The sequence below is a fragment of the Novosphingobium olei genome, from assembly GCF_037076535.1.
Lineage (GTDB): Bacteria > Pseudomonadota > Alphaproteobacteria > Sphingomonadales > Sphingomonadaceae > Novosphingobium > Novosphingobium olei.
The window spans coordinates 1,185,503-1,199,964 of the sequence record NZ_AP029021.1; the positions used below are offsets into that span (position 1 = coordinate 1,185,503).

Annotated in this window: 9 protein-coding genes; 6 read left to right on the top strand and 3 right to left on the bottom strand. The window is 66.8% G+C overall.

Annotation, left to right across the window (positions count from 1 at the left end):
* The first annotated feature begins 2 nt into the window (after positions 1 to 2).
* The 4 genes from addB (at position 3) to AACH40_RS05650 (ending at position 8,557) form a co-directional block, all read left to right on the top strand.
* Complete coding sequence (gene addB / locus AACH40_RS05635) at positions 3 to 2,981, top strand: double-strand break repair protein AddB (protein ID WP_338644609.1); 2,979 nt, start codon at positions 3 to 5, stop codon at positions 2,979 to 2,981.
* Positions 2,942 to 6,466 carry a double-strand break repair helicase AddA gene (gene addA / locus AACH40_RS05640; RefSeq protein ID WP_422394884.1) on the top strand — a complete coding sequence of 1,175 codons (3,525 nt, stop codon included), beginning with the start codon at positions 2,942 to 2,944 and terminating at the stop codon, positions 6,464 to 6,466. Before addB ends, addA begins: the two co-directional genes overlap by 40 nt.
* A gap of 60 nt (positions 6,467 to 6,526) precedes the next feature.
* Positions 6,527 to 6,847 (top strand): thioredoxin, encoded by a 321-nt coding sequence (trxA, locus tag AACH40_RS05645; RefSeq protein WP_169492663.1) that lies wholly within the window; start codon positions 6,527 to 6,529, stop codon positions 6,845 to 6,847.
* A 78-nt stretch (positions 6,848 to 6,925) separates the two neighbouring features.
* Positions 6,926 to 8,557 (top strand): M20/M25/M40 family metallo-hydrolase, encoded by a 1,632-nt coding sequence (locus AACH40_RS05650; protein ID WP_338644613.1) that lies wholly within the window; start codon positions 6,926 to 6,928, stop codon positions 8,555 to 8,557.
* Positions 8,558 to 8,561: 4 nt separating this feature from the next.
* Here AACH40_RS05650 and AACH40_RS05655 read toward each other — a convergent pair whose 3' ends face one another.
* From AACH40_RS05655 to argJ, 3 genes are read right to left on the bottom strand one after another with little or no spacing between them, the layout of a single operon-like run.
* Positions 8,562 to 9,368, bottom strand: a complete 807-nt coding sequence (locus AACH40_RS05655) for an inositol monophosphatase family protein (RefSeq protein WP_338644615.1) — start codon at positions 9,366 to 9,368, stop codon at positions 8,562 to 8,564.
* Between the two features lie 8 nt (positions 9,369 to 9,376).
* Positions 9,377 to 10,009 (bottom strand): glutathione S-transferase, encoded by a 633-nt coding sequence (locus AACH40_RS05660; protein WP_338644617.1) that lies wholly within the window; start codon positions 10,007 to 10,009, stop codon positions 9,377 to 9,379.
* The gene (gene argJ, locus AACH40_RS05665; protein WP_338644621.1) at positions 10,006 to 11,232 is read right to left on the bottom strand and encodes a bifunctional glutamate N-acetyltransferase/amino-acid acetyltransferase ArgJ; all 1,227 of its coding nucleotides are present in this window, start codon (positions 11,230 to 11,232) and stop codon (positions 10,006 to 10,008) included. Before argJ ends, AACH40_RS05660 begins: the two co-directional genes overlap by 4 nt.
* Positions 11,233 to 11,340: 108 nt before the next feature.
* On the opposite strand from argJ, the gene AACH40_RS05670 reads away from it, so the two are divergent.
* Together AACH40_RS05670 and secA are read left to right on the top strand one after the other, a co-directional pair.
* Positions 11,341 to 11,616, top strand: coding sequence for a hypothetical protein (locus tag AACH40_RS05670; RefSeq protein WP_338644623.1), 276 nt, complete (start codon positions 11,341 to 11,343; stop codon positions 11,614 to 11,616).
* Positions 11,617 to 11,722: 106 nt separating this feature from the next.
* Positions 11,723 to 14,461 (top strand): preprotein translocase subunit SecA, encoded by a 2,739-nt coding sequence (gene secA, locus AACH40_RS05675; RefSeq protein WP_338644625.1) that lies wholly within the window; start codon positions 11,723 to 11,725, stop codon positions 14,459 to 14,461.
* The last annotated feature ends 1 nt before the right edge of the window (position 14,462 follow it).

Here is a 14,462-nt window from a genome sequence, read left to right on the forward strand (position 1 = left end):
AGGTGGCTGAGGGCCGCCCTTCGGTCTATTCGATCGCTGCGCACCGGGGCTTTGCCGATGCGCTCGTCGCAGGGCTGATCCCGCGTTATCGCGAGGAAGGGCTCGGTCTTGCGCGGCTGACGCTGCTGCTGCCGAGCAGGCGTGCGATCCGGACCGTGACCGAGGCGTTCGTCCGCGCGAGCGGCGGTGGGTTGCTGCTGCCGCGCATGGCGGTGGTGGGCGACCTCGATCTCGATGAAACGCTCGGGCCCCTGCTCGATCCGATCGGGGCGGGGGCGGACATCCCGCAGGCGGTCGATCCCGTGGTGCGCCTGCTGGCAGTAGCGCAGATGCTGCGCGAGGAGCTGGGCGATCAGGCGCCGGGCGAAGCCGGGCTGATGCGGCAGGCGCGGGTGCTGGTGCAAAGCATGGACCGGCTGGCGGTGGAGGGGGTTTCCCCGGGGAAACTTCTTGACCCCGAAGTCATCGGACTGGTTGGCGACCTGTCAGAGCACTGGCAGGAAAACACGCGGCTGTTTGCACGGGTGCTGGCGCGCTGGCAGGCCGAACTGGACGGGATGGGGCGGATCGACGCGCCCGAGCGGCGCAACCGGCTGCTGGCGCATGCGGCGCAGCGGTGGAAGGCGAAGCCTCCCGCCCATCCGGTGGTGGCAGCGGGGGTTACGTCGGCGTCCCCGGCGATCGCGCGGCTGCTGCGGGTGGTGGCGGACCTGCCCGAAGGCGCGGTGATCCTGCCCGACCTCGATCTCGCGCTCGACGCGGACGTCTGGGATGCGCTGGGCGTGGCGGGTGCGCCCGAAGAGCCGGGCGGGCCGCCGTTCGGGCGCGGCGACGTGACGACGCATCCGCAGTATCATCTGAAATTGCTGCTCAATCGCATGGGTGTGGCGCGGTCCGAGGTGCAGCCGTGGCACCGCGCCGGGCTTGCGGCCGCGCCGCCCGAGCGCAGCCGCGCGATTTCCAACCTGTTCCTGCCGCCCGAGGCGAGCGCGGCCTGGGTTTCTCTGCCGCCCGAACAGCGCCGGCTGTCAGGCGTGCGGATGATGGAGAGCGCGAACCCCGAGGAAGAAGCGCAGGCCATCGCGGTGCTGGTGCGGCAGGCGCTGGACGTGCCCGAAAAGCGCGTGGCGGTGGTGACGCCCGACCGCGGCCTTGCCAACCGCGTGGTGGGGCACCTGCAGCGCTGGAACATCGGCGCGGATGATACCGCCGGACGGCCTTTACCGCAGACGCCGGCTGGGCGGTTGTTCCTGCAAATTGCCGAGTGCTGGGCCGAGCGCGCTGCGCCGGTGCCGCTGCTGGCGCTGCTCGGCCACCCTCTGGTGCGGCCGCAGGCTCGCGCCAGCTGGCTTGAGCGCGTGCGCGAGCTTGATCTTGTGCTTCGCGGACCGCGCCCTGGTCCAGGCGTCGAAGCGGTGCGCGATGCGGTGCAGGCACAGGGCAAGCGCTATCCCCGTCTGCGCGGCTGGTGGGACGAGGTCGAGGCGCTGCTGGTGCCGATGCTGCTGGTGCATGAGCCTTTGCCGCTGGGCGCCACCCTGGCGATGCTGTCCGAGGCGGCAGAAGCTTTGTGCGGCGAGGGCGTGTGGGCCAATGCCGACGGGCGCAGCCTGGCTGCTTTCGTGGAGCAGTGGAGCGAAGCGGCGGCACGGGCCGACCTGATCGTCGATCCGCTGGAATTGCCGGCGCTGTTGCGCGACGCGCTGGACGAGGTGGCTGTCCGGCCGGCTTATGGCGGTCATCCACGTCTCGCCATCTACGGCCTGCTTGAAGCACGGATGAGCCGGGCCGATCTGGTGATCTGCGCGGGGCTGACCGAAGGCACCTGGCCCGCCGCGCCCGCGCCGGACCCGCTGCTGGCGCCGCCGGTGCTGCGCGCACTGCGCATTCCGGGCGCGGACTTCCGCATCGGTCTTTCGGCGCACGACCTTGCCGCCGCGCTGGGTGCGCCCGAAGTGGTCTTGAGCCATGCCGCGCGCGATTCGGCGGGTCCGGTGATCCCGTCGCGCTTCCTGCTGCGCATCCGCGCCATGCTGGGCCGCCAACTGGTGCGCGAGGACGAGGCCGTGCGGCTGGCCCGTGCGCTGGACCGGCCGGACAAGGTGGAGGGGGCATCGCGTCCCGAGCCCGTGCCCTCGGCCGAGCAACGGCGGGTGGAGATCGCGGTCACCGCGCTCGACCGGCTGCGCGGCGATCCCTACCAGTTCTATGCGCAGGCGATCCTTGGCCTGCGCGCGCTCGACCCGATCGATGCCGATCCGACCCCGGCGTGGCGCGGTACGGCGGTGCACGCGATCCTGGAGCTGTGGCACAAAGCCGGGGGCGTGCCGGGACAGCTGATCCCGCTCGCCGAGCAGAAGCTTGCCGAAATGAGCGCGCACCCGTTCATGCGCGCACTGTGGCAGCCGCGCCTGCTGGCGGCGCTTGCGTGGATCGAGCACGAGCAGGACACGCTGCTGGGCGAAGGGCGCGAGGTTCTGGCTGTCGAAGCCAAGGGCGCCATCCATATCGACGGTGTGCGCATCCATGGCCGGGCGGACCGGATCGACCGGCTGGCCGACGGATCGCTGGCGGTGATCGACTACAAGACCGGAATGCCGCCTTCGGGCCGGATGGTCGAGCAGGGCTTTGCCTTGCAGCTGGGCCTGATCGGCCTGATCGCGCAAGGCGGCGGCTTCGATGGCGTGGCGGGCGTGCCCAATGTCTTCGAATACTGGTCGCTCGCCCGTAACAAGAACCGTGGCTTCGGCTATCGCAGCGAGCCGGTGAAAGACGGCAAGAAGCAGGCAGGCATCCCGCGAGAGGACTTCCTGCCCGAGACCGAACGCTACCTCAAGGAAGCCATCGGACGCTGGATCCTGGGCAGCGAGCCGTTCACTGCGCGGCTCAACCCGGACCTTCCGGGCTACACCGACTATGACCAGCTAATGCGGTTGGACGAATGGCAGGGCCGCGACCTGAAGGGCGGAGGCGCCGCATGAGCAAGGTCTATCCGCTGCAGGGCAACCAGGCGCGCGCGGTGGCGCCCGATCGCACGGTGTGGCTGTCGGCCTCGGCCGGCACGGGCAAGACGCAGGTGCTTTCGGCCAGGGTGCTGCGGTTGCTGCTGCAGCGCGATGTCGAGCCCGAGAACCTGCTGTGCCTGACATTCACCAAGGCGGGCGCTGCCGAAATGGCGACCCGCGTCAACGAGGTGCTGGCAAGCTGGGTACGCCTGCCAGCGACAGAGCTGGCACTGCAACTTAAAGCGATTGGCGCGGGGATTGATCCGGAGACGCAGGCGCGTGCGCGCAGCCGCTTTGCCGCGGTGCTCGATTGCCCTGGAGGAGGGCTCAGGATCGAGACGATCCACGCGTTCTCGCAATGGTTGCTCTCGGCCTTCCCGGTCGAGGCGGGGCTGCTGCCGGGCACGCGCGCGATGGAGGATCGCGACCGCGATCTGCTGGTGCGGCAGGTGCTGGCCGATCTGCTGGTGACCGCGCAGGAGCAGGGCGATGAGACGCTGCTCGATGCGCTGTCGGACTTGTCATTGCGGATGGCGCAGGACCAGATCGAGGCGTTCCTGCTGCGCTGCGCCGGCGCGCGCGAGCTGTGGTTCGGGACGAGCGGCTGGACCCCACCGCTCCGCCCGCGGATCAATCGCGTGCTGGGGCTGGAGGCCGACGAGGACGGATCTGGCCTTGCCGCGATGTGCGCCGACGATGCGTTCGATTGCGCTTCGGTGCGCTGGTGCATGGAGGCCAACGCGGCGTGGGCCACGGCAACGGGCGTGAAGGCGGCCAATGCGCTGGGCGACTGGTTGGCGGGCGCGGCACCGCAGCGGCTCGCGGCGCTCGACCACTTGGCCGAGGTATTCCTGACGAAGGAGGGGAGTCCGCGCTCCTTCACCAATATCGCCAAGAAGCACCCGGAGTACGAGGGCTACGCCAGCCGCGTCATCGCCTGCATCGAGACGGTGCGCGAGCGCAAGGCGCTGGTCGAACTGGCCGCGATGCTCGAACCCGCGCTCACGCTCGGCCGTCGCTTCGCGCTTGCCTGGGACGAGGCCAAGGCGCGCGAAGGGTTCATCGATTTCGACGACCAGATCCGCACCGCCGCCGCGCTGCTGACCGAGAAGGCGAGCGCGGAATGGATCCGCTACAAGCTCGACCGGCGCTTCGACCACATCCTGGTCGACGAGGCGCAGGACACCAATGTGGCGCAGTGGAAGATCGTGCTCGACGGGCTGGTGCAGGACTTCTTCACCGGCGAGGGCCAGCACGCCGAACGCATGCGCACGCTGTTCGTGGTGGGGGACTACAAGCAGGCGATCTTCCGCTTTCAGGGGACGAGCCCGGAAAACTTCGCTGCCGCCAGGGAGCGCGTCGCGAGACAGTTGCGCGGACTGGCCGAGGTACTGGGCGACGAGACGCGCGAGCTTCTGGGGCTTGGCCTGGGGCAGTCCTATCGCACAGCCAACCCCATCCTTGCCTTCGTCGACAGGGCGATCCGGCTGATCGGCCCGGCGCGGTTCGGCCTGCCCGAGGAGCCGGAACCGCATGTCGGCGAGGACCGCCCGGGCCAGGTGGTGCTATGGCAGCCGGTTGGGCTGGAGCCCGGCGCCGAGGGCGAGGACGACGAAGGCGAGGCTTTGGAAGAGGGCGGCTGGTTGTCGCGGCCCGACCGGCTGATGGCGGACCGGCTGGCGCGGCAGATCCGCGCATGGCTGGAAAACGGATTTCCTTTGCAAAAAGGCAGCCATCGTTTGGCGACGCCGGGCGACATCATGGTGCTGGTGCGCAAGCGCAAGGACCTTGCCGGGCTGATCGTGGCGCGGCTTCATGCGCAGGGCGTGCCGGTGGCGGGGGTCGATCGCCTGCGGCTGGGCGCGCCGCTGGCGGTGAAGGATCTGATCGCGGCGCTGCGCTTTGCCGCGCAACCGCTGGACGATCTCAACCTCGCCGCGCTGCTGGTTTCGCCGCTGATCGGGTGGAGCCAGGAACAGCTGCTCGCCCATGGCTATCGCGACAAGGGCGCGAGGCTGTGGGAGCACTTGCGCGAGCGCGAGGGGCCGGAGACCTTCGCGACGATGGAGCGGCTGCGCAGCCTGCTGACCCGCGCCGATTACCAGCCGCCTCACGACCTACTGCACTGGTTGCTGGTGGGCCCCTGGGGTGGGCGCAAGGCGCTGGTCGCGCGGCTGGGCAGCGAAGCCAACGATCCGATCGACGAACTGCTCAATGCCGCGATGGCCTATGCCGCGTCGAACGTGCCGAGCCTCGTCGGCTTCCTGCAGTGGTTCGACGCGGGCGAGGGCGAGCTGAAGCGCGAGGCGGGCAAGCCGGAGAACCTGGTGCGGGTGATGACGGTGCATGGCTCGAAGGGGTTGCAGGCGCCGATCGTGATCCTTGCCGATGCCGCGGACGATCCGGACCAGTCGATCGCGCGCGGCGGTTCGATCGAGGAGGTCGTGCTCGATGCGCGGCGCGAGGTGCCGCTGCCGGCACTGCGGAAGGAAGAGCGCGTCGGGCCGGTGCGCGAGGCCGAGGCGAAAGTCGCTCGCGAAGAGCGCGAGGAACACTGGCGGCTGCTCTACGTGGCGATGACCCGGGCCGAGGAGGCGCTGTTCATCGGCGGCGCGATGGGGCGCAAGCGCAAGGAATTGCCCACCGACAGCTGGTATGCGCAACTTGAGCCGCTGTTCGGTACCGACGGCTGGATCGAGGATCCGCTCTGGGGCGGGCGCAAGCAGGTGGGCAGCCTGCCGCCGATGCCTTCGGGTGTGGCCGAGCCTGCGCTGACAGCGCCGGGGCTGGTGCTGCCCGAGGTGCTGGTGCGGCCGATCGGGCCCGAGCCCAAGCCGCCGCGCCCGCTCGCGCCGTCGTCACTGGGTGAGGACGAGGCGCCCGATCCGCCGGTGAAGCCGGGGCCGGGGATGCTGCGCGCGGCGCAACGCGGCACGCTGATCCACAAGCTGATCGAGCGGCTGCCCGAACTCGCGCCGGACGAGTGGCGCGGCGCGGCGCTCGGCTGGCTGGCGCGGGCGGCGGAAGAGTTCGATGCAGACGAGCGGGCGGGCATGGCAGATGCGGCGATCCGCGTGCTGTCGCATGGCGGCTGGCAGGACGTGTTCGGGCCGGGGTCGTTGGCCGAAGTGCCGGTGGCGGCGCTGGTCGGCACGCGCATCGTCAGCGGCACCATCGACCGGTTGCTGATTACGCCGAAAAAGGTGCGCATCGTCGATTTCAAGACCGGCCGCCGCCCGCCGTTGAGGATCGAGGACATCCCGGGTGCGTATTTGCGGCAGATGGCCGCCTATGTTGCCGCCTTGCGCACGATCCATCCCGGCAAGGCGGTGGAAGCCGCGCTGCTCTACACCCTTGCGCCGGCGCTGTTCGTCCTGCCCGATGCGCTGATCGAGGCGCAGAAGCTGGAGCTTGGCCCGAAGTTGGAGCTTGGGGGCGCGCAGGAAAGCTTTGCCGGATGATTGGTTGAAACAGGCCGCCTGCGGATTAGATTGCACACAAACGAAACAGGAGTTCCTTCGATGTCCACCAAAGCCGTGACCGACGCCACCTTCGCCAGCGAAGTGCTGGGCTCGGACAAGCCCGTCCTCGTCGACTTCTGGGCGGACTGGTGCGGCCCGTGCAAGATGATTGCGCCGGCGCTTGAGGAAATTTCCGAAGAACTGGCCGACAAGCTGACCATCGCGAAGATGGACATCATGGAAAACACCGGCGTCCCCGGCGAGATCGGCGTCCAGTCGATTCCGCTGCTGGTGCTGTTCAAGGATGGCAAGCCGGTGGCGCAGAAGCTTGGAGCCGCGCCGAAGAGCCAGCTGAAGGGCTGGATCGAAAGCGTCTTGTGACAATGCGCTGATTGCCGGTTGGCAAGGCCGATGAGGGGTGCAAGATTGCCGCACCTCTCATCGGAGATGCTCAAGTTTATGAAAATTCAGGTTATGCGCCGCCTTGCCATGTCGTCGGCGGCGGCTCTTGCGATTTGTGCGGCAGCGCTCCCGGTTCGCGCCGCGACCGACGGCGACAGCGCCGCGATTGCCCGTATCATCGACGAAGGCATGAACCGCAGCCAGGCGATGACCACCGCTTCTGCGCTGATGGACCGCATCGGGCCGCGTCTCACCAATTCCGAAAACCACCGCAAGGCGGAAGCCTGGGCGATGGATCTGCTGCGCGCACAAGGCGTGCCGACGGTGCGGGTCGAGCCGTTCGATTTCGGCGTGGGCTGGAATCTCGACAGCTATTCGGTGGCGATGGTCAGCCCGCGACGGCTGCCGTTGACGGCGATCCCGGTCGCGTGGTCGCCGCCAACGTCGGGCACGGTGCAGGCGCCGGTGGTGATCGCGCCGATGTCGCGCGAAGAGCATTTCGCGGAGTGGAAGGGCAAGCTCGCTGGCAAGATCGTATTGGTTTCGCTGCCCGGGCAGACCAGCGAGAGCAAGGAGCCGGTTTTCGAGCGCTACACCGACGCACAGCTTTCCGAGCTCGATACCTACACGAAGCCGGTGTTCGATCCAAATGCTGCGGCCGTGCAGGTGCGCAACCGCCGCTTTCAGGGCAAGCTCGCCGCGTTCCTGAAGGCCGAGGGCGCCGTGGCGATGGTCAAGATGAGCTATCGCGACGGGATGCTTGTCCATGGCGAGGGCTATGACTTCCAGCCCGGCCAGACGCTGGCGCTTCCGGCGATCGAGCTGGCGCAGGAGGACTACCGTCGCCTGGTCCGACTGGCCAAGACCGGCGCGGCGCCCGAAATCGCCATCAGCGTTGCCGCCCGCTATGACGAGAGCAATCTGCGCGCCGAGAATGTCGTGGCCGAAATTCCCGGCAGCGACCCCAAGGCTGGTTACGTCATGGCCGGCGCACACTTCGACAGCTGGATCGCGGGCGATGGTGCGAGCGACAATGGTGCGGGCAGCGTGACCGTGATCGAAGCCGCGCGTCTGATTGCAAAACTTGGCGTCAAGCCGAAGCGCACCATCCGCTTCGTGCTGTGGAGCGGTGAAGAACAGGGCCTGCTCGGCAGCCGCGCCTATATCGAGCAGCATCTGGCGACCCGCCCGGTCGATCCGTCGCTCAAGGGCTACGAATCCTATATCGCGTGGCGCAATGCCTATCCGATCAAGCCCAAGGCCGAGTATGGACAATTGAAGGCCTACTTCAACATGGACAACGGATCGGGCCGGTTCCGGGGCATCTACAGCGAAGGCAACCTGGGCGCGGAGAAGTTGCTGAAGGAATGGCTATCGCCTTTCGACATGCTGGGCGCGGACAAGCTGGTGGTGAGCAAGACCGGCGGCACCGACCACGTGTTCCTTCAGGCGATCGGTCTTCCTGGCTACCAGTTCATCCAGGATCCGCTGGACTATGAAAGCCGCGTGCACCACTCGAACCTTGATACGGTGGACCACATGCGCGGCGACGACATGCGCCAGGCCGCGGTGATCATGGCGGGGATGCTGTGGCAGGCGGCGAACAGCGACAAGGAACTGCCGCGCGCGATCCTGCCCACGCAGCCGGTGCCGACTGATCCGTTCAAGGTGCGCGACCCGGCGCAGTGATGGCTTAGTACCCGGCGCTGCTACGCTTGACAAATTGGTCGAACAGGGCGGGCGAAGAGGCTGCAAACAGGCCTTTTTGCCCGTACTGGTCGGTACGATAGGCGCTGCCGTCGGGACGCAGGGCTCGGCCGCCCGCCTCGTTGACGAACAGCACGCCGGCGGCGTGGTCCCAGGGTAGGGTGCGTTCGAACACCGATATGTCGTTCACGCCGAGAACCAGGCGGGGATACTGTTCGGCGGCACAGCGGGGGATATCGACCAGCGTGTAGTGCGGCGCCACCTTGGCCTTCATAGCCTCGCGTTCCGCCTGATCGAGGAACATCAGGGAAATCGCCGCAACCGGCGGTTCCTGACCTGTCGTGCGTGCAGTGACGCGCTCGCCGTTGACGTAAGCACCGGCGCCCTTGTGCGCAGTGCAGAGCCGATCGGACAGCGGATCGTAGATCCAGCCGGAGAGGATTTCGCCCTTGTCGGCCAGCGCCAGCAGCATGCCGAAAGGCGGCTTGCCGACGGCGAAGTTGTTGGTTCCATCGAGCGGGTCGATGACCCAGCAAAGGCTGTCACCTAGACGATCCAGCACGGTCGCATCGGCATGGGCGGCCTCCTCGCCGACAATCGCGGCTTCGGGCAGGAGCCTTGCCAGACCCTCAGCCAGCATCGCTTCGCTTTCGGTGTCGGCGATGGTGACCATGTCATCGGCGGCCTTGGCCACGACCTGATCGGCGGTCAGCTGCTGATAGCGGGCCAACAGCGCCGCCTTGGCCGTCCGCCGCAGGAGATCGGCCACGGCGGTATCGAGTGCCTGGGTCATCGCGAGTCTCACGTAAGAGGGATCATCACCTGCTCGGCATAACCGGGCCGTTCCTTCAGACGGGCGTACCAGTCGGAAAGGTGCGGAAGGCTGGGTCGGGCGATGTCGATCGAGAAGTAGGTGTGGGCATAGACGCCCATCGGAATGTCGGCGATGCCGAAACGATCCCCGGACAGCCATGCGCGGCGGGCGAGCTCGGCATCGAGCAGGGCCATCATCCCTGCTGCGCTCTGGCCCGAAGCGGCGACGGCGGGATCGCTGCGGTCCTTGCCTTGCCGGACGCATCCGAGGAAGGCGTCGCGCTGTGCGTCTGCGAACTGGAACTGCCAGTCCATCCATTTGTCGCCGGCCGCGCGAATGGCCACATCCTGCGACCGAAAGGACGGCGCATGGGCATCGGCGAGATAGCGCAGGATCGCGTTCGATTCCCACAGCACGATGCTCCCGTCCTCGATCGTCGGGACAAGGCGATTGGGGTTCATCGCGAGGTATTCTGGTGTGTAGCCGAACGTGCCGCCGATATCGTGGCGCACGAACGGGAGCTCCATTTCAACCAGCGCCCACGCAACCTTCTTGACGTTGTGCGAGTTGAGGCGGCCCCACAGGATGATGGGATCGCCGGGAGGCCGGGTGGCGCTCACGACCGGTAATCGGCGTTGATCGAGATGTAGCCATGGGTGAGGTCACAGGTCCACACCGTGGCACGGCCATCGCCCAGGCCAATGTCGACCTCGATCGAGATTTCGCGGCCCTTGAGGTGCGCGGCGACTGGCGCTTCGTCATAATCGGCAAGCGGCTGGCCGTCGCGCGCGGCCCAGGTGCCTCCGAAGCCGATCGACAGGCGATCGCGGTCGGCAGGCTCCCCGGCCTTGCCCACAGCCATGACCACGCGGCCCCAGTTGGCGTCCTCTCCCGCGATCGCGGTCTTGACCAGCGGAGAATTTGCGATGGCTAGGCCGATGCGGCGGGCGCTTTCGTCACTGACTGCACCCGAGACGCTGACCGCGATGAACTTCTGCGCGCCTTCGCCATCCTTGACGACGAGATGCGCGAGCTGGCGGCAGATATCATGCAGGGCCGCGGCAAACGCATCGGCGCCGGGGCTGTTCGCGTCCACCAGCAGCGCATTCCCGGCCTGGCCAGTGGCTAAGGCAAGTACGGTGTCGCTGGTCGAAGTGTCGCTGTCGACGGTGATGCACGAGAAGGTGCGCAGGTTTGCCGCCGAAAGGCTTTCCTGCAGGAACGCAGGCGAGACGGCGGCATCGGTAAAGACATAGCCCAGCATCGTGGCCATGTCGGGCGCGATCATGCCGCTGCCCTTGATGATCGCGCTGAACGTGACCTTCGTGCCGCCGATCATTGCGGTGGCGGTCGCGCCCTTGGCAAAGGTGTCGGTGGTGCCAATGGTTCGGGCGGCCTCTTCCCAGCCGCAAGGCTCGGCGACGAGCGCCGCTTCGATCCCGGCGCGCGCCTTGTCCTTGGGCAGGGGGACGCCGATCACGCCGGTCGAGGAGACGAACACTTCCTCTTTCGCGCAGCCGAGCCTGTCGGCCACTTGCGCCATGATCGCTTCGACTGCCTCGCGTCCGCGATAGCCAGTAAAGGCGTTGGAGTTGCCCGCATTGACAACCAGCGCGCGGGCCTTGCCGAGCTTGGCGTTCTGGCGCCCCAGGTCAACTTCCGAGGAGCAGCAGACGTTCTTCGTGAAGACGCCGGCGACTGCCGTGCCCTCCGCCAGTTCAACGTAGGTGAGGTCGCAGCGACCCCAGTCCTTGTAGCCGGCTCGGGCGACCCGCGGGGTGACACCGGCAATGGCGGGAAGCGGGGGGAATGGCGTGGCGAGCGGGGAAATGGCGTCGGACATGACGGTGCGGGTAGCGCGTGGGCGGCCGCTCTTCAATGTACGAACGCAGCGGTAAAACGCGTTTCAAGGTGGACGAGTTGCAATTGCTTGCCTATCTCGACGCGCACGATGCGCTTGCTGCTTGTTCTTCTGGCCATGCTGACCGGCCTCTCGTTGCCCCAGGCGGCGGCGGTGGCAGCTGCGCAATCGGAAGTAGCCGGACAGGGCTTACAGAGCGCGGCCGCAGTCGTCGCAGAGCCGGCGCGAGCAGCCTGCCCGGTACGGGCGCGCGAAGCATCGCCGCCGCGCCGATTTGTGGCGCAGCAGCGCAAGCCGGTGTGGTTGCCCGTGCCGGCACTCGCCAGCGGGTGCGGGTTCGAGCTTTCCGACCGGTCGCGCCAGTAAGGCTGCGCTTGCCCGTTCGCGGGCACCATTCATCGCGTTGATCGTTTGCGCATGCGCCCGATGACCGGCGCCTTGCGCCACCCCATAGACAAGCAGGATTTCCATCATGTTCGGCGCACTCGCCAAGTCCCTGTTCGGTTCGTCCAACGACCGTTACGTCAAGTCGCTCGATAAGCTGGTTCGCCAGATCGCGGCCTATGAGCCCCAGATCAAGGCGCTGACGGACGCCGAACTTGCCGCGCAGACGCCCAAGTTCCGCGAGATGCTCGCCGGTGGCGCGACGCTCGACCAGATCCTGCCCGAAGCCTTTGCCACGGTGCGCGAGGCATCGGTCCGCACCATGGGCATGCGCCACTTCGACGTGCAGATGATCGGTGGCATCGTGCTCCACCGCGGCGAGATCGCCGAAATGCGCACGGGCGAGGGCAAGACCCTCGTCGCGACGCTAGCGGTCTATCTCAATGCCCTGGAAGGCAAGGGCGTCCACGTCGTGACGGTGAACGACTACCTGGCCCGCCGTGACGCCGAGACCATGGGCGTGCTGTACAACTTCCTCGGCCTGACCGTCGGGGTGATCGTGCCCAGCCTGAACGAGGAGCAGCGGCGCGAGGCGTACAATTCGGACATTACCTACGCCACCAACAACGAACTCGGCTTCGATTACCTGCGCGACAACATGAAGCATGAGCGGGGGCAGATGGTGCACCGGCCGTTCAACTTCGCGATCGTCGACGAAGTCGATTCGATCCTGATCGACGAAGCGCGCACGCCGCTGATCATCTCTGGCCCGACCGACGACAAGAGCGATCTCTACGTCGCGGTCGACGCGGTGGTGAAGACGATCGATCCGGCACTGTACGAGGCCGACGAGAAGACCAAGAACATCTCGCTGACGGAAGACGGCGTCGAATGGGTCGAGCGCGCGCTGGAAGGCGCCGGGCTGCTCGTCGGCTCGAACCTCTATGACGTCGAGAACACGATGGTGGTCCACCACCTCGACCAGGCGCTCAAGGCCAACGTGATGTTCAAGCGGGACATCGACTACATCGTCAAGGACGGGAAGATCGTCATCATCGACGAGTTCACTGGCCGCATGATGGACGGCCGGCGCTGGTCGAACGGCCTGCACCAGGCGGTGGAAGCCAAGGAGGGCGTGCGCATCGAGCCCGAAAACCAGACGATGGCTTCGATCACGTTCCAGAACTACTTCCGCATGTATCCCAAGCTGGCCGGCATGACCGGCACGGCGGCGACCGAAGCGCCGGAATTCTTCGACATCTACAAGATGAACGTCGTCAGCATCCCGACAAACGTGCCGGTGCAGCGGATCGACGAGGAAGACGAGTTCTACAAGAATACCACCGACAAGTTCCAGGCAATCGCCAAGCTGATCCGCGAGAAGAACGAGATCGGCCAGCCGGTGCTGGTCGGCACGGTGTCGATCGAGAAATCGGAACTGCTGTCGGAATATCTGCGCAAGGAAGGCGTGAAGCACAACGTGCTCAACGCTCGCTTCCACGAGATGGAAGCGCACATCGTGGCGCAGGCGGGCCGGCTCGGGGCGGTGACGATCGCGACCAACATGGCCGGGCGCGGCACCGACATCCAGCTCGGTGGCAACATCGAGTTTCGCATCGCGGACGAACTGGCCGACGTGACCGACGAAGCCGAGCGCGAGGCGGGCGAGGCCCGCATCCGTGCCGAAGTTGCGGCGGAAAAGGCCAAGGTGCTCGAAGCCGGCGGGCTGTGCGTGATCGGTACCGAGCGCCACGAAAGCCGCCGCATCGACAACCAGTTGCGGGGTCGTTCGGGCCGTCAGGGCGACCCTGGCCTTTCGAAGTTCTACCTTTGCCTCGAGGACGACCTGCTGCGCATCTTCGGGCCGGACACGTTGTTCGCGCGGATGATGAACAGCAACCTGGCCGATGGCGAGGCGATCGGATCGAAGTGGCTGTCCAAGGCGATCGAGACCGCGCAGAAGAAGGTTGAGGCGCGCAATTACGACATCCGCAAGCAGGTCGTCGAATACGACGACGTGATGAACGACCAGCGCAAGGTGATCTACGAGCAGCGGGCCGACATCATGGACGCCGACGCGGTGGGCGATGTTGTGGCCGACATGCGCAACGACACCGTCAACTCGCTGGTTGGCGATGCCTGCCCGCCGGGATCGTATCCCGAGCAGTGGAATATCGAGGGCCTGCGGGCGCGAATCCAGGATGTTCTCGGCATCGACGCGCCGTTCGAAGCGTGGATGGAGGAGGACGGCGTCGAGCCGGAACTCATCGAGGAGCGGATCGCCGCGCTGGCGGAGGCCAAGATGGCCGAGAAGGTGGCCGAGATCGATACCGAGGCCTGGCAGGGACTTGAAAAGTCGATCCTGCTCGAGCGGCTCGACCACCACTGGAAGGAGCACCTGGCGACGCTGGACGCGTTGCGTCAGGTGGTGTTCCTGCGTGCCTATGCGCAGAAGACGCCGATTAACGAATACAAGCAGGAAGCATTCGGCCTGTTTGAACGCATGCTCGATGCAATCCGCGAGGATGTGACCCGCATTCTGATGACCGCCGAATTCCGCATGCGGGCGCCCGAGGAGTTCCAGTTGCCGGAGCTTCCCGACTTCCTGACCAGCCATATCGACCCCTTCACAGGCGAGAACGACGCGCAGGCAATCCCCGGCGCTGCGGCCATGCTGGGCGCCATGGCAGCGCAGGGGCCGGATCAGGCGGCAGCTGCCGGGCAGGCGGGCGACAACCCATATGCGGGTCTCGATATCAGTCGAAACGCCCCGTGCCCCTGCGGTTCGGGCCAGAAGTACAAGCATTGCCACGGCGCACTTGCCTGAA